Source organism: Longimicrobium sp., assembly GCF_035474595.1.
Taxonomy (GTDB): Bacteria; Gemmatimonadota; Gemmatimonadetes; order Longimicrobiales; family Longimicrobiaceae; genus Longimicrobium.
On the sequence record NZ_DATIND010000085.1, the window covers coordinates 16,301 to 33,665 of the forward strand.

The 17,365-nt window shown below is 71.1% G+C and carries 15 protein-coding genes; 8 read left to right on the top strand and 7 right to left on the bottom strand.

From position 1 onward, the window contains the following. Positions 1-116 precede the first annotated feature (116 nt). A complete protein-coding gene (locus VLK66_RS15465; RefSeq protein WP_325310345.1) occupies positions 117-1,730 on the top strand; it encodes an alpha-amylase family glycosyl hydrolase in 1,614 nt (537 codons plus the stop codon). Between the two features lie 302 nt (positions 1,731-2,032). Further along, positions 2,033-2,671: a hypothetical protein gene (locus tag VLK66_RS15470; RefSeq protein WP_325310346.1), complete on the top strand. Its 639-nt coding sequence runs from the start codon at positions 2,033-2,035 to the stop codon at positions 2,669-2,671. 129 nt (positions 2,672-2,800) lie between these two features. Here VLK66_RS15470 and VLK66_RS15475 read toward each other — a convergent pair whose 3' ends face one another. Then, positions 2,801-4,162: a hypothetical protein gene (locus VLK66_RS15475; protein ID WP_325310347.1), complete on the bottom strand. Its 1,362-nt coding sequence runs from the start codon at positions 4,160-4,162 to the stop codon at positions 2,801-2,803. A gap of 426 nt (positions 4,163-4,588) precedes the next feature. Between VLK66_RS15475 and VLK66_RS15480 the strand changes: the two genes are divergently transcribed. Then, the gene (locus tag VLK66_RS15480) at positions 4,589-5,893 is read left to right on the top strand and encodes an erythromycin esterase family protein (protein WP_325310348.1); all 1,305 of its coding nucleotides are present in this window, start codon (positions 4,589-4,591) and stop codon (positions 5,891-5,893) included. A 489-nt stretch (positions 5,894-6,382) separates the two neighbouring features. Here VLK66_RS15480 and VLK66_RS15485 read toward each other — a convergent pair whose 3' ends face one another. Genes VLK66_RS15485 through VLK66_RS15495 form a run of 3 tightly spaced genes read right to left on the bottom strand, consistent with a single transcriptional unit; the run spans position 6,383 to position 9,595 of the window. After that, the gene (locus VLK66_RS15485) at positions 6,383-6,784 is read right to left on the bottom strand and encodes a response regulator (RefSeq protein ID WP_325310349.1); all 402 of its coding nucleotides are present in this window, start codon (positions 6,782-6,784) and stop codon (positions 6,383-6,385) included. Next, the gene (locus tag VLK66_RS15490) at positions 6,781-7,770 is read right to left on the bottom strand and encodes a HAMP domain-containing sensor histidine kinase (RefSeq protein ID WP_325310350.1); all 990 of its coding nucleotides are present in this window, start codon (positions 7,768-7,770) and stop codon (positions 6,781-6,783) included. Before VLK66_RS15490 ends, VLK66_RS15485 begins: the two co-directional genes overlap by 4 nt. 37 nt (positions 7,771-7,807) lie before the next feature. Then, positions 7,808-9,595 carry an ABC transporter ATP-binding protein gene (locus VLK66_RS15495; protein ID WP_325310351.1) on the bottom strand — a complete coding sequence of 596 codons (1,788 nt, stop codon included), beginning with the start codon at positions 9,593-9,595 and terminating at the stop codon, positions 7,808-7,810. A 118-nt stretch (positions 9,596-9,713) separates the two neighbouring features. Here VLK66_RS15495 and VLK66_RS15500 point away from each other — a divergent pair, with 118 nt between their 5' ends. Continuing rightward, positions 9,714-10,625, top strand: a complete 912-nt coding sequence (locus tag VLK66_RS15500) for a hypothetical protein (protein ID WP_325310352.1) — start codon at positions 9,714-9,716, stop codon at positions 10,623-10,625. Positions 10,626-10,708: 83 nt separating this feature from the next. Here VLK66_RS15500 and VLK66_RS15505 read toward each other — a convergent pair whose 3' ends face one another. The 3 genes from VLK66_RS15505 to ggt are packed head-to-tail and all read right to left on the bottom strand — an operon-like array spanning position 10,709 to position 13,018. After that, entirely contained in the window at positions 10,709-10,867 is a 159-nt protein-coding gene (locus VLK66_RS15505) for a hypothetical protein (RefSeq protein WP_325310353.1), read from the bottom strand. Further along, on the bottom strand, positions 10,867-11,103 hold the full coding sequence (locus tag VLK66_RS15510; RefSeq protein WP_325310354.1) for a DUF433 domain-containing protein: 237 nt from the start codon (positions 11,101-11,103) through the stop codon (positions 10,867-10,869). Before VLK66_RS15510 ends, VLK66_RS15505 begins: the two co-directional genes overlap by 1 nt. Positions 11,104-11,152: 49 nt before the next feature. Then, entirely contained in the window at positions 11,153-13,018 is a 1,866-nt protein-coding gene (ggt, locus tag VLK66_RS15515) for a gamma-glutamyltransferase (protein ID WP_325310355.1), read from the bottom strand. 401 nt (positions 13,019-13,419) lie between these two features. Here ggt and murQ point away from each other — a divergent pair, with 401 nt between their 5' ends. Genes murQ through VLK66_RS15535 form a run of 4 tightly spaced genes read left to right on the top strand, consistent with a single transcriptional unit; the run spans position 13,420 to position 17,175 of the window. Next, positions 13,420-14,340: an N-acetylmuramic acid 6-phosphate etherase gene (gene murQ / locus VLK66_RS15520; RefSeq protein ID WP_325310356.1), complete on the top strand. Its 921-nt coding sequence runs from the start codon at positions 13,420-13,422 to the stop codon at positions 14,338-14,340. Continuing rightward, entirely contained in the window at positions 14,337-14,807 is a 471-nt protein-coding gene (locus VLK66_RS15525) for a hypothetical protein (protein ID WP_325310357.1), read from the top strand. Before murQ ends, VLK66_RS15525 begins: the two co-directional genes overlap by 4 nt. Then, entirely contained in the window at positions 14,801-15,964 is a 1,164-nt protein-coding gene (locus VLK66_RS15530; RefSeq protein ID WP_325310358.1) for an anhydro-N-acetylmuramic acid kinase, read from the top strand. The genes VLK66_RS15525 and VLK66_RS15530 overlap by 7 nt, the downstream gene beginning before the upstream one ends. 11 nt (positions 15,965-15,975) lie before the next feature. Then, complete coding sequence (locus tag VLK66_RS15535) at positions 15,976-17,175, top strand: HEAT repeat domain-containing protein (protein ID WP_325310359.1); 1,200 nt, start codon at positions 15,976-15,978, stop codon at positions 17,173-17,175. Positions 17,176-17,365 lie beyond the last annotated feature (190 nt).

Sequence of the window (17,365 nt, forward strand, 5' to 3'; positions counted from 1 at the left end):
CCCAAAGAAATGTCTTACGCGGAGGTCGCGGAGGACGCAGAGGAAGCGCCGTGTGCGATGAGTTCTCTGCGTCTCCGCGGCTCCGCGTGAGACCCAATCGGTTCAGGAGCCTGTAGATGACGATCGAAGGGAGCGAGAGCGGGGACGGGTTCCGCTGGTGGCAGCGCGGGGTGATGTACCAGGTGTACCCGCGCTCGTTCTTCGACACCAGCGGCGACGGCGTGGGCGACCTGCCGGGGATCGCGGCGAAGCTGGACCACCTGCGCCGCCTGGGCGTGGACGCGGTGTGGATCTCGCCCTTCTATCCCTCGCCGATGCGCGACTTCGGGTACGACGTGACCGACCATCGCGCCGTCGATCCCATCTTCGGCACGCTGGACGACTTCGACCGGCTGCTGGAGGCGGCGCACGCGCGGGGGCTGCGCGTGATCCTGGACTTCATCCCCAACCACACCTCCGATCTCCACCCCTGGTTCGCGGAGTCCCGCTCCTCGCGCGAGAACCCGCGGCGCGGCTGGTACGTGTGGCGCGACCCGGCGCCGGACGGCGGACCGCCCAACAACTGGCTGAGCACCTTCGGCGGGAGCGCGTGGACGCTGGATCCCCCCACCGGCCAGTACTACCTGCACACCTACCTCCGCGAGCAGCCGGACCTGAACTGGCGCAACCCCGCGGTCGAGGCGGAGATGCTGGAGGTGATGCGCTTCTGGCTGGCGCGCGGCGTGGACGGGCTGCGGGTGGACGCGGTGCAGAACGTCATCAAGGACGACCGCTTCCGCGACAACCCGCCGAATCCGGACTTCCGCCCCGGCGACGATCCCTTCCGCTCGCTGCTGCGCCACTGGTCCGGCGACCGCCCCGAGGTGCACGACGTGATCGCCCGGATGCGGAAGGTGACGGAGGAGTTCGGCGATGACCGCGTGCTGATCGGCGAGATCTACAACGCGCCGGAGCGGGTGATGGCGTACTACGGCGCGGGCGGCGCCGGATGCCACTTCCCCTATAACTTCCAGCTGATCGAGCTTCCCTGGCTCGCGCGGCAGATCGACGCGGCGGTGCGGAGATACGAATCGCTGCTGCCGCCGGGCGCGTGGCCCAACTGGGTGCTGGGCAACCACGACCGCCACCGCATCGTGACCCGCGTGGGAGCCGCGCAGGCGCGAGTCGCGGCGATGCTGCTGCTGACGCTACGCGGCACGCCGACGATCTACTATGGCGACGAGATCGGGATGGAGGACGTGCCGATCCCGCCGGACCGCGTGCACGACCCGTTCGAGAAGAACGTTCCGGGGATGGGGCTGGGCCGCGACCCCGAGCGCACGCCGATGCAGTGGAGCGCCGCCCCGCACGCGGGATTCTCCACCGTCGAGCCGTGGCTCCCCGTCGCCGCGGACTACCGCGAGCGCAACGTGGAGACGCAGCGCTGCGATCCGGAATCGCTGCTCGCGCTGCACCAGCGCCTCATCGCCCTGCGCCGCGCCGAGCCCGCGCTCTCCGTCGGCTCGTACGCGCCGGTGGACGCGGAGGGCGACGTGCTGGCGTACGTGCGCGAGCACGGGGGGTCGCGCTTCCTCGTCGCCCTGAACCTCGCCCCATCCCCCGCCTCCCTCCCGTTCGACGGAGATGGCGAGGTCGCGCTGTCGACGGACGTCTCCCGCACCTCCATCCCCATGCGCGGCCGCATCGACCTGCGCGGCGACGAGGGCGTGATCGTGCGGCTGGACGGCTGAGCACGGCACCCGGCGCATGCGAGACTGATCTGGACCGAGCGTCGTTACGAAGTCGACCGGCTTCGCGTCTCGTAGCGGAGTGCTGTGCGCACCGAGACCCTCCCGCCCGCCCCGGGGTCTGCCGTTCCACCGCCGCCGACAGCTGGGATGCAGTGCCCCGCAGATGTTGCCCATCCATGTCCCAGGTCCGCATTCCCCCACGGCCCCGCAAGGCCCCCGCTGTGTGCAACCTCTTGACCCTGCCGCATTTATAGCTTGATGCGCAGCACCTGTGTTCGGGTCTGGTTTCTGCTACTGCTGCAGTGCCCACCGTTTCGGCCGCCGCCGCCCGGCAGCGCAGCCACGCGACCCCACCGCTTCGCATCTCGCGGGAGATCACCGTGCGCCAATTCATGAAGCCGATACCCCACCGAACGCTGGTGACGGCGCTCGCGGCAGGGCTCTCGCTCGTCACCGCGTCCTCCACGCTCGCGCAATGCGTGTCCCTGTTGCTGCAGGATGCGGATTTCGAGGGGCAGCACACGCAGGCCCTGCGAAGGCCCTGGTATCCCGAGGGCAGCGCGGGAATCGACTTCGGCGAGAGCACCAGTGCATTTGCCCGCAGCACCACGGGGTGGAATGCGATCCGCCAACCGGTCAGCCTCAGGGCGGGCGTGACCTACACGCTGCACGCTCAGGTGCGTACCTCGGGCAACGTACGCAACGGATACTTCGGGTTCCGCGATGCGGCACAGCATCCCGTCCGTGAGATCCCGTTCGGGCGTCTTCCGAATTATACCGAGCTCAGCGTCCAATACCGTCCCGCGCAGAACGGCCTCTATTTCGTCTTTACCGGGTTCTGGGCACCCGGCCAGGAGGCCTGGATCCAGATGGACCACTACCGCCTCGACGAGATCCCGTTCTCCTGCGGCGACGTGCAGCTCAATCCGGCGCCCAACTGAGCTTGCGCTTCCGCTCCCGGAAACGCGGTAACTGAATCCGCGATGAACCAACAAGCGGGGGTGGGCGCCCACATGGACGCCCACCCCCGCTTCGCATCTCCCTGTCCCCTATCCCCTGTCCCCTGCGGTTCAGCGATAGATCGTCACGAAGTTCGACAGGGTATTTCCGCCCGGCCACGCGTTGTTGCACGCGCCGCTGCTGTCCCGGTACGACCGGTTGGTCACCGTGCGCAGCGTGGTGCCCGCCAGGCCCTTGCCGTCCCAGGAGCGCCGCACGCCGTCGGAGCCGAAGTACGCCGTGTAGTAGCTCTCCGTGCCCGTGCAGTCGGCGCCGGTGTAGTGGCTGATGTAGGCGGCCGTCACCGGCGTGCACGACGCCTCGCCGCACCCGGTGCCGGCGTCGACGAGCCAGTCGCCGGCGTGCTGGCCCGGTCCCGGCTGGCCGCTGGTGTCGTCGATGTTGCCCTCCTCGCCCCAGTGGCCCGAGAACTTCAGCCACTCCTGCCCGGGCATGGGGCGCCGGCTGGTGCCCGCCTGCGGCATCTCGCCCACGTTCACCAGGCCGCCGCCCTGAAGGCCGGCGTCGTAGCCCTTGCCGCCGCTCCAGGTGAACCAGCGCTGGTCCAGGTTGTTCCAGCAGCTCTCGTTGTATCCCTCGGCAAACGTGGTGTTGCACTCGTAGAAGCTGGCGTAGCTGGCATGCGAGCCGTCGGCCACCCATACCTGCGGGTGCGTGACGCCGTACAGGGTCACCTGGTTGGCGGGCACCGTCTTCGGAGTGTGGTGCGCCCCGTAGATCACGCTGGCGAGCTGCTGGGCGCCGTTCAGCTGCACCGTGATGTGCTCCCAGTCCGACTCGTGGTTGAACCCGCCGAAGTAGTCGTTGTAGGCGTAGAAGAACCAGTACTGGATGCTGTATCCGCCCAGGTTGTTGCGATAGACGTGCGTGTACACCTTCCACCCGGCCGGGTCGCGCACGCCGGGATGCGTGACGTCATCGTACACGGCCTGGAGGAAGAAGTGGTTCTCGGCGTTGTACCCGTTGTCGTACCCGTTCGCCGCGCCGGAGCCGTACGTGGTGCCCGAATGGCTGCACCCCAGCCACGAGGTGGCGCGCTGGTGGACCTGCGTGATCAGGTTCGAGGTGTTGATGGTGCCCAGGTTCAGGATCTGGTGGTCCGGGCAGTTGTCGTGGTGGAAGCGCATCTGCGTGCTGGCCAGGTACCACTCCACGTTCGCCGGCCACGTCCAGTCGCCCTGCACGCCGGCGCCGGCCTGGTCGCGGGTGATCAGGTTGGGCATGTACAGCACGGGCGCCCAGGTGGCCGCGAGGTCCGCCTCGATGCCGTCGTCGATGTTGTCGCCGTCGTTGTCCACGCCCCAGGCCGAGGCGCGCGGCTTGTCGCTGGAGGGCGCCATGGGCTGCTCCGTGACGTCCGAGCAGCCGGCGGCGAAAACGGCAAGGCCCAGCAGGGCCATCCACTTCTTCATTGGTCTCACCGGGTGGGCGAATGAGATTGCGATCACGCTTGTCGGTAGCGCGATGTTGGACTGCAAAGTTATGCAAACAAACAACTTACGTCAATGCGTCGGGAAAGGATGTTTTTGGCGGATGCATCGGTTTCCATACCGCAGGATGCTCATTTCACCCGCAGTGGCGCGGGATCTGGAATCAGCCGCGATGAATCGGGATTCGATCCATCTCCACGAGAAGCGAACGGAGATTGCCCGTCAGGGCCGTTCGGGAGCGGCGGGGGGAGGATGAGCATCGCCGGCTGACCATCTCCCGATCCTCCTGATCCGAAGCTCCGATGATCTCCGTTCGGCGTAGAACCTGCGGATTCGCAGGGCGCGATCCGAGGGGGATGTCTCACGCGGAGCCGCGGACGGGGCGGAACGGGAATCGGGGGGATGGAGATGGCGGACGAAGCGCTGGTCGATGCGGTGCGGGAGCGCGCGCTGCCGCTGCGGGACGAGGGCGACCTGGACCCGCTGCTGGAGCGCATCGGCGACGCGCGCGTGGTGCTGCTGGGCGAGGCTAGCCACGGCACCCGCGAGTTCTACACCTGGCGCGACCGCATCTCCCGTCGGCTGATCGCCGAGAAAGGCTTCGACTTCATCGCCGTCGAAGGCGACTGGCCGGACTGCTACACGGTCAACCTCTACGCGAAAGGCTGGGACGATCCCGGCAACGACGCGCGCGAGGTGCTGCACGCCTTCTCCCGCTGGCCCACGTGGATGTGGGCGAACGAGGAGGTCGTGGCGCTCGCCGAGTGGCTGCGCGAGTTCAACCGCGGCCGCGTGGACGAGCGGAAGGTGGGGTTCTACGGGCTGGACGTGTACTCGCTGTGGGAGTCGATCGACGTGGTCACCCGCTACCTGGAGCGCGTGGACCCCGCGCTGGCCGAGCGCGCGCGGCGGGCGTACGGCTGCTTCGACCCGTACGAGGAAGACGTGCAGGAGTACGCGTGGGCCACCGAGATGGTGCCCACCGACTGCGAGGAAGAGGTCGTTGCCGCGCTGGCGGAGCTGCGGCGCAAGGGGCCGGACTTCCGCCGCGAGGGGCCCGAGGCGTACTTCAACGCCGAGCAGAACGCGCTGGTGGCGCAGAACGCCGAGCGCTACTACCGAGCGATGATCCGCGGCGGCGCGGCGAGCTGGAATGTGCGCGACACGCACATGATGGAGACGCTGGACCGCCTGATGCGCCACCACGGCCCGGATGCGAAGGCGATCGTCTGGGAGCACAACACGCACGTGGGCGACGCGCGCGCCACCGACATGGCCCGCGCGGGGATGGTGAACATCGGCCAGCTCGCGCGCGAGGCGTACGGCGGCGACGTGGTGATCGCCGGGTTCAGCAGCTACGCAGGCAGCGTGATCGCGGGCGAGCATTGGGGCGCGCCCATGCACAGCATCCCCGTTCCCGAGGCGCGGCCGGATAGCTGGGAAGACGTCCTCCACCGGGCATCCGCGGAAGACAAGCTCCTGCTGCTGGAGGGCTTCGACGAGGTCCCCGGCGCGCTGGACCGCCGCGGCCACCGCGCCATCGGCGTGGTCTACCGCTCCGAGCGCGAGGCGTTCGGCAACTACGTGCCCACGGTGCTCCCGTACCGCTACGACGCCATGCTGTACATCGACCACAGCCACGCCCTGCACCCGCTGCACATGCAGCCCGTCCCCGACCACGAGGTCCCCGAAACCTTCCCGAGCGGGATGTAGATCGGCGCCGCGGGCTCATGTGCGCCAGCGGGGGGATCGGTGGTGCGGAGATGCGAGGGTTTATACCGAATCCGGGAATTTAGTTCGTGCATCCTCGCCGTATCAACCCGACGTCATCCTGAGGCCGACCACACTGTAACCAGTGTTTACACAAGAGATTGCAGGCCGAAGGATCTATCATCTCCGCAGCACGTGATCTGGTGAGGTGCGCTGATTCTTCCGCCGGATTTTTGGTATTAGGCGTGGGAAAATGCGAGTGAACTCGCGGCTACAACATCACGCAGTCCGCCTTCGCGGACTTCAACAACGTGCGAAGCCCCGCGGCCGTGTGGACGCGGGGCTTCTTCGTTTTTGTGCTCTGCTCTAGAGGTTCGGAGCCGCACATCAACTGGGCCGCACCGGAAGTCCGCGAAGGCGGACTATGTGCCGTTGTAGCCGCGACTTCAGTCGCATTTTCCTTCCCGCCCTCGCCCGATCAACCTGCCTCGTTCAGCTCTCCGCGACCGCGGCGGCGCCTTCGATGTAGCCGGGGAGCGAGCGGATGAGCGCCTGCGTGTCGACCGGCTTCACCAGGTAGGCGGCGCAGCCGGCGGCGCGCAGCGCCTCGCGGTCCGAGTCGTCGTCGCGGCCGGTGAGGGCCACCACGGGGATGGAGCGCGTCTCGGGGTCGGACTTGATGCGGCGCGCCACCTCCACGCCGGGGATGTCGGGGAGGCCCAGGTCCAGGAGGACCAGGTCCGGCGCGCGCTCGGCGGCCAGGCGCACCGCCTCGGCGCCGTTGGGGGCGGCGGCCACGTCGTAGCCGCTTTCTTCCAGCAGGATGGTGAAGGCCATGCGGATGGCGTCGCTGTCTTCCACCACCAGGATGAGATGCCGCGCCGTCTCCGTCACGCCGCCGCGCCCTCCGCGACCGCGGACCGCGCCGACGCCTCCTCGTTCACCTCCACGCTGGGGAGGGTGAAGTAGAAGCGGCTTCCCTCGCCCAGCTCGCTCTCCACCCAGATGCGGCCGCCGTGCAGCCGCACGAACTGCCGCGCGATGGCCAGCCCCAGCCCGGTGCCGTGGTGGATGCGGGCGCGGCTGGCGTCCACCTGCGCGAACTCCTGGAAGATCAGGTCGTGGTGCGCGGCGTCGATCCCGATTCCCGTGTCCTCCACCCCCACCTCGATCCAGCGCGGGTCGTGCGCCGCGCGCCGGGCCACCACCCGCACGCGCCCGCCGTCGGGCGTGAAGTCGATGGCGTTGCCGATCAGGTTCCCCAGCACGTGCGCCACCTTGTCGCGGTCGGCATACACCCGCGGCAGCCCCGGGGTCAGCGCGGTCTCGAACTCCAGCCCCTTCCGCTCCACCAGCGAGGCGTTCATGTCGAACACCGTCCGCACCACCTCTTCCACGGGAAAGGAGGAGGGCTGGATGGAGATGGCCTGCGCGTTGGTGCGGGCGTAGGTGAGGATCTCCTCGATCATGGCCAGGAGCTGCCGGCACGAGCCGATCATGCTCTCGATGGCCTCGCGCTGGCGCGGCGTGATCTCGCCCAGCATCCCGTCGCGCAGGATCTCGCCGTAGGTGACGATGGCCGTGAGCGGGGTGCGCAGCTCGTGCGAGACGTTGGTCAGGAACTGGCTCTTGGCCACGTCGAGGTTGCGCAGCTCCAGCACGGTGCGCTCCAGCTCCTCGATCTTCCGCGCCGTCTCGCCGCGGCCCAGCGGGGCGTGCGGGCCCTGCGGGTGGCCGTCGGGCTCCACCACCAGCACGGAGTGCGCGCCGGTCTCCGGCTTTGGCGGCTCCACGATGCGGAAGCCTTCGCGGGCCAGCACCTCGCGGAGCCGGGCCTCGGCTTCGTGGCCGCCGTGGATCTGAAGTCGAAGGTCGGTCATGCCTGCGGCTGATGCGGGAACTGATGAATCGAACAATTTAGACCCGGTCTCCGGCGGCTGCAAGCACGTCGTCCCCCGCCACCTCGTCGGCCAGCAGCTGGCGGCGCTGCAGCATGGCGTAGGTGCCGCCGCGCCTCAGCAGCTCGTCGTGCGTCCCCTGCTCGGCGATGCGGCCGCCGTCCAGCACCAGGATCTGGTCGGCGTGCATCACCGCGGTCACCCGGTGGCTCACGATCACGCTGGTGCGACCGGCTAGGACGCTCCGCATCTGCTCCAGGATCTCGTGCTCGGTGTGCGTGTCCACCGCGCTCAGGGCGTCGTCGAGGACCAGGATCCTCGCGTCCCGCGCCACCGCGCGGGCCAGGGCGGCGCGCTGCTTCTGCCCGCCCGACAGGTTGATCCCCCGCTCGCCCAGCAGCGTTCCGTAGCCGGCGGGAAACTCCTCCACCGCCTCGTGCAGCCGCGCCACCCGCGCCGCCGCCCGCACGCGCGCCAGCCGCGCCGCGGGGTCGGGCTCGTCGAACCCCAGCGCCAGGTTCTGCTCGATCGACGCCGAGAACAGGAAGGTATCCTGCGGCACCATCGCGATCGCCCGGCGCAGCGACGCCAGGTCCCACCCGGTCAGCGGGACCCCGTCCACGCGCACCTCGCCCTCCGTGGGATCGTACAGCCGGACCAGAAGGGCGGCGAGCGTGGACTTCCCGCTCCCCGTGGGGCCCACGATGGCCACGGTGTCGCCCGCGCGGATGCGCAGGTCCACGTCGCGCAGCACCCAGCGCTCGGTGCCGGGGTAGCGGAAGGAGACGCGCCTGAACTCGATCTCGCCCCTGACGACCGCGGGCGCCCGCGCGTCACCCGGCTCGGTGATGCGCGGTTGGGCCTCCAGCACGCGCGACACCCGCCCCATCGACGCGGCGCCGCGCTGGAAGAGGTTCACCACCCAGCCGAGGGCGATCATCGGCCAGGTCAATCTCCCCAGGTAGGTGAGGAAGAGGACCAGGTCGCCGTTGGTGATGCGCCCCGCCACGATGTCGCGCCCGCCGATCCACAGCGCGATGGCCAGCGACGCGCCGGCGATCATGGTGAGCAGCGGGTAGAAGAGGCCCGACGTCCTGGCCAGCCCCACGTTGCGGTCCATCAGCAGCTTGCTGAGCAGGGCGAAGCGGCGCGACTGGTCGGCCTCCTGGCCGTACGCCTTCACGATGCGCTGCCCGGCCAGGTTCTCCTGCGCCATGGTGGAGAGGACGCCGAACTGCTCCTGGATCTTCTCGAAGCGGTCGTGGATCACCCGCCCGAAGCCGATGGTCACGGGCGGGAGGAGGAGGAGGGGGACGAGCGAGGCGAAGGTCATCCACCCGTCCACCAGCGCCATCCGCCAGAGCGCGAAGATTCCCAGCACGAAGGTGTCGGCCAGGTACATGTACGCGGGGCCCGCCACCATCCGCACGGCGGGGATGTCGTTGGTGGCGCGGGAGATGATCTCGCCCGTGGGGTGCGTGGCGTAGAACGACGCGTCCAGCCGCAGCAGGTGCGCGAAGAAGTCGTCGCGCAGGTCATTCTCCACGAGCCGCGAGACGCCGTTCAGGATCTCGCGCATCCAGTAGCGCGCGACGCCGGACGCCAGGGCAAGGAGGACGAGGAAGAGCGCGTAGCGGAAGATGTCGCCGCGCGTGACCCCCGGCTTCCCCAGCGAGTCGACGGCGATGCGGATGTACTCCAGGCTGCCGACCGCGGTCGCGTTGGCGACCACGACGGCCACGATCCCCCAGAAGATGCGGACGCGGTAGCGGCGCAGGTACGGGAGCAGGGCCCTCAGTTCCTTCACTCTGACCTCGGCACGGGCGTTGCCCCCCTGTCGTATCGCGGAGCGGGGGGCGATGGACTGGACGATAGCCCCCCCGCACCCGCAAATTCAAGGCGACACGCCACTCAGGAGCCCCCCGATGAAGACCCGCACCCTCGCCGCCGCGGCGCTGATCGCGCTGCCGGCGTCCTCCTTTCTGGTCGCCTGCGACCGCCGCGGAGAGGACACCGCCGCCAGCCGGCAGACGATCGAGCAGCGCGCGCTGGAGCGCGACCTGAACCTGGCGCTGAAGCCGGACAGCCAGGCCACGCCCGTGGCCGGCAGCGACGTTCCCGTGACCGCCGACTCGTCCCCCGCCGAGGTGCCGGCCTTCACCCCGCCGCCGCCCCCCGCGCCCGAGCCGGAGCGCCAGCCGCCCCCGCCCGCCGCGAAGGCGAAGCCGCGACCGGCCACCCCGCCGCGCGAGCGGGAGCGCGAGCCCGAGCCGGCGCCCGTGGCGCAGGCGCCCGCGCCCGCCGGCCCGCAGTACGTCACGCGCACGGTGGCCGCGGGGCAGACCTTCGCGGTGAGCTTCGACCGGCAGGTGAGCGCGAAGAGCGACGGCGTGGGCTCCACCTTCACGGCCACGCTGACCGAGGCGCTGGTGGACGAGATGGGGCGCACGGTGATCCCCGCCGGGGCGACCGTGACGGGGCGGATCACCAGCGCCGAGCGCGGGCGGCTGGGGCTGGCCTTCACCTCCATCTCCTCCGGCGGCGAGCGCTACCCGATCGACGCCACCGTGCTGACCAACCCGGTGCAGCGGCAGGTGAACATGGACAGCCGCGGCGAGCGCATCGCCAAGGTGGCCGCGCCGGCCGCCGCGGGCGCGGTGCTGGGCCGCGTCATCGGCCGCAACCGCCGGGGCGCTGTGGTCGGCGCCGTCATCGGTGCCGCCGCGGGCGCCGCCGCCGCGGGCGCGACGGCGGATGTCGATACCGTCGTGGATCCGGGTGCGACCGCCACCATCCGCCTCGACGGCCCCGTGACGGTGCGCCGCCGCGCCGACTGACGCGCGCCGCGGCGACGGTATGAAAGCAAGCGCCCCCGCCGGCTCAGCCGGTGGGGGCGCTTTGCTTTCGCGGCGAGATTGGATCAGGGAAGACCCGGGACCTCGCCGCTGCGGATATCGACAAGCAGATCGTCGAGGTGCGTCTTCAGGTCGGCGACGCTCTCGTCCTGCGTCCAATGCGCGGGGTAGTCCCGCCAGAATCCCAGCCATGCGCCATCTTCATCCCAGCAAATGCTCTCCATCAACCTGCTCGGGTAGAAGGTCTGATCCTGAGGAACTCAACCGACTGCTCGCGGCTAACGCCGGGGAAATCCTCCAGAAAGCTCTCGATCGTGTCGCCCGTCTCGATGTAGTCGAGCAGCGTGCGGACGGGGACGCGCGTGCCGACGAACACAGGCGTGCCGCTCATGATCTCCGGGTGACTGTGTACGACGGGTGTTTCAGGCATGGCTGCCAGCCGGTCGAGGTGTGAAATCATCTCCGTTCGAAGCTAATCATGTCGCGGATGAGCGCCAACCGCCCGCGGGCTACTGCACCACCCGCCGCACCTCGGCCAGGCCCACGGCCGCGCCGCCGCGGCGGGGGTCGCTTACGCCGGTCACGTAGCCGGTGGGGAGGACGATGATGGTCTGCACGTCGCCCTGGAAGCCGTCGCGCTCGGCGACCGCGTGGCCCATCGCCCGCAGCCGCGCGACGGTGCTGTCCTCCAGGCCGTGCTTCTCGTAGCGCAGCGTGTCGGGGAGGTGCTGGTGGTGCAGGCGCGGCGCGAGCTCGGCGGTGGCCACGTCCATGTCGAAGTCCACGATGTTGCTCACCATCTGCGCGATGGAGGTGATGATGGTGGAGCCGCCGGGCGTGCCCGTGACCGCGCGCAGGCGCCCGCGCGGGTCCAGGATGATGGTGGGCGACATCGCCGAGAGCATGCGCTTGCCGGGGGCGATGGCGTTCGCGCTCCCCTGCACCAGCCCGAACTGGTTGGGCACGCCGGGCTTGCTGGTGAAGTCGTCCATCTCGTTGTTCAGCAGGAACCCCGCGCCGGTCACCGTCACCCCGCTGCCGTACAGCGAGTTCAGCGTGGTCGTCACCGCCACCGCGTTCCCCAGCCCGTCGACGATCGAGTAGTGCGTGGTGTTCGTCCCCTCCGCCGGCGCGGGGCCCAGGCCCGGCGCCACGGCGGCCGACGGCGTCGCGCGGTCCAGTCGGATCGTGCTGCGGCGCTGGGCGGCGTACGCGTCGGAAAGCATCCGCGCGGTGGGCTGGCGCACGAAGTCGGGGTCGGCCAGGTAGGTGTTGCGGTCGGCGTAGGCGCGGCGCGCGGCCTCGGTGAACAGGTGTACGTAGCGGGGGGAGAGGAACCCCGCCGCGCGCAGGTCGTACCCCTCCAGGATCTTCAGCATCTCCGCCATGGTGGCGCCGCCGGACGAGGGCGGGGGCATGGAGATGACGGTGTTGCCGCGGTAGGTGAAGCGGATGGGGTCGCGCCACACCGCCTTGTATCTAGCCAGATCCTCCTGGGTGATGAGGCCGCCGCCGCGCTGCATCTCCTGCTCGATGAGCTCGGCCGTACGGCCGTGGTAGAAGCCGTCGGCGCCCTGCTGCTGGATGCGGCGGAAGGTCTCGGCCAGGTCGTGCTGCACCAGCCGGTCGCCCACCAGCAGCAGCCGCCCGCCGGGCGCGAAGATGCGCTGCGTCTCGGCGTAGTGGTTCACGATCTGCTGGTTGCGGCGCAGCGACCCGGCCAGCCGCTCGTGGACGACGATGCCCTCGGCCAGGTTGATGGCGGGCTGGACGAGATCGGCCCACGGCAGCTTGCCGAAGCGCCGGTGCGCCTCCCACATCCCCGCCACCGAGCCGGGGACCCCCGACGCCAGGTGGCCCAGCAGCGAAAGCGAGTCGCTGACGTTGCCCTGCGCGTCCAGGTACATGTCGCGCGTGGCCTTCAGCGGCGCGGCCTCGCGGAAGTCGAGCGCGGCCGTGGTCCCGTCCGCCATCCGCACCACCAGGAAGCCGCCGCCGCCGATGTTGCCGGCCTCGGGATTGACGACGGCCAGCGCGAAGTGCACGGCCACGGCGGCGTCGACCGCGTTGCCGTTGCGGCGCAGGATCTCGGCGCCCACCTCGCTGGCCACGCGGTCGGTGCTCACCACCATCCCCCGCGCGGCGATGGTGGGGGCGATGGAGCCGCGCTGCATCTCCCACTGTCGCGGGAAGACCACCTCCGGCGGGTCGGCGGCGGCGCGGGTGCCCGCGGGGGTGGCGGTGCCGGTGGCCAGGACCAGCGGGAGGAGCGGAAGAAGCGCGCGGCGGAGCAGCATCGGCATGTTCGCGGGCACGGGTGCGCGGCGGGCGATGGGGCGAACGGGCCGGGAGATGCGCATCACGTGGATGTTCATCTGCCAACCAATCTCCACCGCCGCTGTCGATCGGGTGTTCACGGGGATATTGAGGCGGCGGGCGGGCGGGGGCAACGGGGCGCGGCATCTCCATCTCCGCCCGGGGGATGCCGGGCGAATGGAATTCGCGGCAACAACGGCCCGAAGTCCGCCTTCGCGGACTCCCTCCCCGGCATCGTGCCGGCGGAGAGGCATCTCCGCTGCCACGCTGAGGGGTCCGGGGGAGATGCGGGCTCCGCCGCGCGGCGCCCTCGCGGGATCCGATCCTGCGCCGCATCCTCCTGCTGTCCCCTCCCGGCTGGACGCGCTCTTGCATCCCCGCGGCGCAGCGCGCACGTTGGCGCGCGTGCCGCGGGCGAACGTTTCCGCCCGCATCGGCACTTCACCGCATCCCGCGCCCGATGTCGTCACGGCCCCCGCTCGACCCACGGCTCACCGAGCAGCGCAACCCCGCCACCACGGACATCGACCGGCTGTCCGCCCTGGAGATCGTCCGCGTCATCAACGACGAGGACCATCGCATCGCCCCCGCCGTGGCCGGCCAGCTGGAGCAGGTGGCGCGCGCGGTGGAGATGGCCGAGGAGACGTTCCGCGCCGGCGGGCGCCTGATTTACGTGGGCGCGGGGACCAGCGGGCGCCTCGGCGTGCTCGACGCGTCGGAGATGCCGCCGACGTACGGCACCGACCCGCGCATGGTGCAGGGGATCATCGCCGGGGGGCCGCGGGCGCTGACCAACGCCGTGGAGGGCGCCGAGGACAGCCGCGAGGACGGCGCCCGCGCGATCGACGAGATGCAGGTCGATGCGAACGACTTCGTCTTCGGCATCGCCGCGTCGGGGACCACGCCGTACGTGCACGGGGCGCTCACGCGGGCCAAGCAGCGCGGCGCGAAGGCCGGCTTCCTCCTCTGCACCCATCCCCAGGAGTGGATGCTGCAGGTGTACGACGTGGTCATCGCCCCGCTGGTGGGCCCCGAGGTGGTGACCGGCTCCACGCGCATGAAGGCGGGGACGGCGACCAAGCTGGTGCTGAACATGATCAGCACCGGCGCCATGATCCGCATGGGGAAGGTGTTCGGCAACCTGATGGTTGACCTGCGCGCCACCAACCAGAAACTTCAGGACCGCAGCGAGCGCATCCTGATGGAAACGCTGGACCTGGACCGCCACTCGGCCGCCGCGCTGCTGGACGAGGCCGGCGGCAGCGTGAAGACGGCGATGGTCATGCGCTGGTGCAGGGTGAACCGCGAGAAGGCGACCGAGATGCTGATGCGTGCCGGCGGCCGGCTGGGCGAGATCCTGGGAGGGGAGGAGCGGCGATGAGCTTCTACGATGCGCACCCCGCCCGCCCGGCGAGCGAAATGGAGTGGGAGGACGTACTGGTGCGCTACGAGATCACCCCCCGCGCCCTCCGCGCCGCGCTGGGCGACGGCGACGCGCAGGGCCCCGCGCGCGAGCGGCTGGGCGACCTGCTGCGGGCGCTGGTGGCCAACGAGCTGTGGACCGCGATCCTCTTCGCCGCCATGCGCGACCGCGCGCCCGTCTCCGGCCAGCCGCGAGTGGAGCTGTCGTCCCCCGACCCCGCCGCGCTGTTCGAGCGCTTCCAGCGCCTGCGCGAGCGCAACTTCGCCGAGGTGCAGCGGCGCGGCATCGGCGTGTGGGAGTGGCGGGCCGACGCGCCGGGCCTGGGCCCCGCCACGGCGTACCAGGTGATCCTGGCCTCGGCCGAGCTGGACGGGCGCACGCTGGCCGAGGTCCGCGAGGCGCTGCGCGGGGCCGGCGCGTGCTGATCATCGGGCTGATGTCCGGCACCTCGCTGGACGGCATCGACGCGGCGCTGGTGGAGATCGGCGGATCGGGCGAGGACGACGTCAGCGCCCGGCTCGTTCGATCGTTGACGGTGGAGTACGGCGACGACCGCCGCGAGGCCATCCACGCCGCCATCGTCTCCGGATCGGCCGAAGCGCTCTGCGGATTGCACGCGGACCTGGGCGAGTGGCTGGCCGAGGCGGCGACCCGCGTCTGCGCGGAGGCGGGGGTCGAGCCGGACTCGGTGGACGCGATCGGCTCGCACGGGCAGACGGTGTGGCATCGTCCCCCGTCCGCCGACCGGCGCGGCGCCACGCTGCAGCTGGGCGACGCGGCGACAATCGCGGAGCGCACGGGGATCGCCGTCGTCTCCGACTTCCGCACCCGCGACGTGGCGGCGGGGGGGCAGGGGGCGCCGCTGGTGCCGTGGGTGGACAAGGTGCTGTTCGCGGGCGAGGGGAAGACGCGGGCGCTGCAGAACATCGGCGGGATCGGCAACGTCACGCGCGTGCCGCCGAAGGGGAGCGCCGAGCCCGCGTTCGCCTTCGACACCGGCCCGGGGAACGCGCTGATCGACGCGGCGGTAGAGCTTGCCACGGGCGGGCGCGCCACCTTCGACCGCGACGGAACGCTGGCCGCGCGCGGCGAGGTCGACGCCGAACTCCTCGCGGAGCTGATGCGGCACCCGTACTTTGCCGCCCAGCCCCCGAAGTCCACCGGCCGCGAGGAGTTCGGCCGCCCGTTCGTGGCCCGCCTGGTGGAGGCGGTGCGCCCCGAGGGTGACCGCGACTGGCTGGACCTCGTCGCTACCCTGACGGAGCTGACCGCGCGCTCCATCGCCGATGCGTACCGCCGCTGGCTGCTGCCGCGCGGGGTGGACGAGGCGGTGGTGACCGGCGGCGGCGCGCGCAACCCCACGCTGATGGGGCGCATCCGCGCGCTGCTGGACCCCCTCCCGGTGCGCGACGGCGCCGCGCTGGGGATCGACGCGGACGCGAAGGAGGCCGTCGCCTTCGCGCTGCTGGCGTGGGCGCACCTGCGCGGCATCCCCGCCAACGTCCCGCAGGCCACGGGCGCGGCGGGACCGCGCGTGCTGGGCTCGTTCACCCCCGGACGCCGCGGCGCGGCGCGCACCTGACCCCGATCCCCATGCCACGCACCCGCCTCGCCCGCACGCTCCTCCGCCCCGCGCGCCTCGCGCTGGTGGCGGTGCTCGTGCTGGCGTCCGGGTGCGCATCGCTCTTCCGCCGCACGCCGCCGCCGCAGTACGGCTTCCTGCGGCTGGTGTACGACGTGCGCCGCATCCTGGACGTGGAGGAGCCGGATCCGGCGTTCTACCGCGAGCGGGCGCGGCTGGAGGTGATGGGGCCGGAGCTGGACGCGGCGCTCACCGCGCTGATCACCGACGTGTCGGTGAAGGACAACGTGCGCGCCAACGCGGCGCTGCTCCTGTCCGACCGGCGCGGCTTCAACGCGGCCAACCTGCTGCGCGGCGTGCTCATCTCCAGCCCCAGCGACGCGGTGCGCTCGGCGGCCGCGCAGGGGCTGCAGCGGTTTGCGACGGACAGCCCGCTGGTGAAGCAGGCGCTGCGGGCGTCGCTGCTGGACCCGCACGGCCGCGTGCGCCTGGCCGCGCTGCAGGCCATGGACGTGGAGGACGCCGGCTTCGTGCGCGGGCTGCTGCAGCGCGAGGACAACGAGCAGGTGCGCGTGGTGGCCGGGCAGCTGCTGACGCTGTTCGAGGCGCGCGGCGCGCCCTTGGCCGCCGACGCCCGCGGCGACCTGCGCACCTGGGGCGACGACTCGGTGCCGCACATCGTCTTCCACCCGGCCACGGCGGACGCCGGCAGCCGGCTGAAGACGGGGGCGCTCTGGGTGGAGCTGCCGGGCGGTCGCGGGCTGGTTCCGCTGGCGCCGCTGGTGGAGGTGGTGAACGACGTGGTCCCCGCGTTCTTCGATCCGCAGCGGCGCGTCGTGGTCTACGAGGCCGACCGGCAGGTGCACGTGCGCGACGTGGCCAGCGGCGTCACGCGCACGGTGGGCCCGGGAATCGCGCCGCGGCCGGGGCCGTTCACCGATGCCTTCGTCTTCCTCCGCGAAACGCCGGGTTCGCGCCGCGCGCGCGGTCCCACCACGGAGCTGGACTACGCCGTCCTCCGCGCCCCCTTCGCCGGCGGCGACGCGCCCACGGTGGTGGGGACGCTGCACGCGGTCGTGCGGCCGGAGCGCTTCGGCGGCGCGTCGCCGGTGCGCACGATGATGGTGGGCGAGGCGAGCAACGGGTTCGTGCTGCGCGGCGCCGACATCAGCACCTTCGTGCTCCCCGGCCCGAACCCCCGCGCGCAGTAAGCCGAGCCGGGCGATGCGCCCCTCCCGTGGTGGGAGGGGTGTTTTGTTTGGGGGAGATGGACGGGGGTTTGCGGTGGGGGCGGAACTCCGGTGCGGGGAGAGGCGGCGGCTCGTTCCCGCGGCATCGCGCCCTCTCCGGCCGGTTCAGGCCGTCCACCTCTCCCGTACCGGGAGAGGTAGCTGGGCGAGC

Excerpts from the sequence above, each read along its gene's own strand:
- VLK66_RS15465 (WP_325310345.1), top strand. The coding sequence starts at position 117 with ATGACGATCGAAGGGAGCGAGAGCGGGGACGGGTTCCGCTGGTGGCAG.
- VLK66_RS15475 (WP_325310347.1), bottom strand. The coding sequence starts at position 4,162 with ATGAAGAAGTGGATGGCCCTGCTGGGCCTTGCCGTTTTCGCCGCCGGC.
- VLK66_RS15480 (WP_325310348.1), top strand. The coding sequence starts at position 4,589 with ATGGCGGACGAAGCGCTGGTCGATGCGGTGCGGGAGCGCGCGCTGCCG.
- VLK66_RS15490 (WP_325310350.1), bottom strand. The coding sequence starts at position 7,770 with ATGACCGACCTTCGACTTCAGATCCACGGCGGCCACGAAGCCGAGGCC.
- VLK66_RS15500 (WP_325310352.1), top strand. The coding sequence starts at position 9,714 with ATGAAGACCCGCACCCTCGCCGCCGCGGCGCTGATCGCGCTGCCGGCG.
- VLK66_RS15505 (WP_325310353.1), bottom strand. The coding sequence starts at position 10,867 with ATGGAGAGCATTTGCTGGGATGAAGATGGCGCATGGCTGGGATTCTGG.
- VLK66_RS15510 (WP_325310354.1), bottom strand. The coding sequence starts at position 11,103 with ATGATTTCACACCTCGACCGGCTGGCAGCCATGCCTGAAACACCCGTC.
- ggt (WP_325310355.1), bottom strand. The coding sequence starts at position 13,018 with ATGAACATCCACGTGATGCGCATCTCCCGGCCCGTTCGCCCCATCGCC.
- murQ (WP_325310356.1), top strand. The coding sequence starts at position 13,420 with ATGTCGTCACGGCCCCCGCTCGACCCACGGCTCACCGAGCAGCGCAAC.
- VLK66_RS15525 (WP_325310357.1), top strand. The coding sequence starts at position 14,337 with ATGAGCTTCTACGATGCGCACCCCGCCCGCCCGGCGAGCGAAATGGAG.
- VLK66_RS15535 (WP_325310359.1), top strand. The coding sequence starts at position 15,976 with ATGCCACGCACCCGCCTCGCCCGCACGCTCCTCCGCCCCGCGCGCCTC.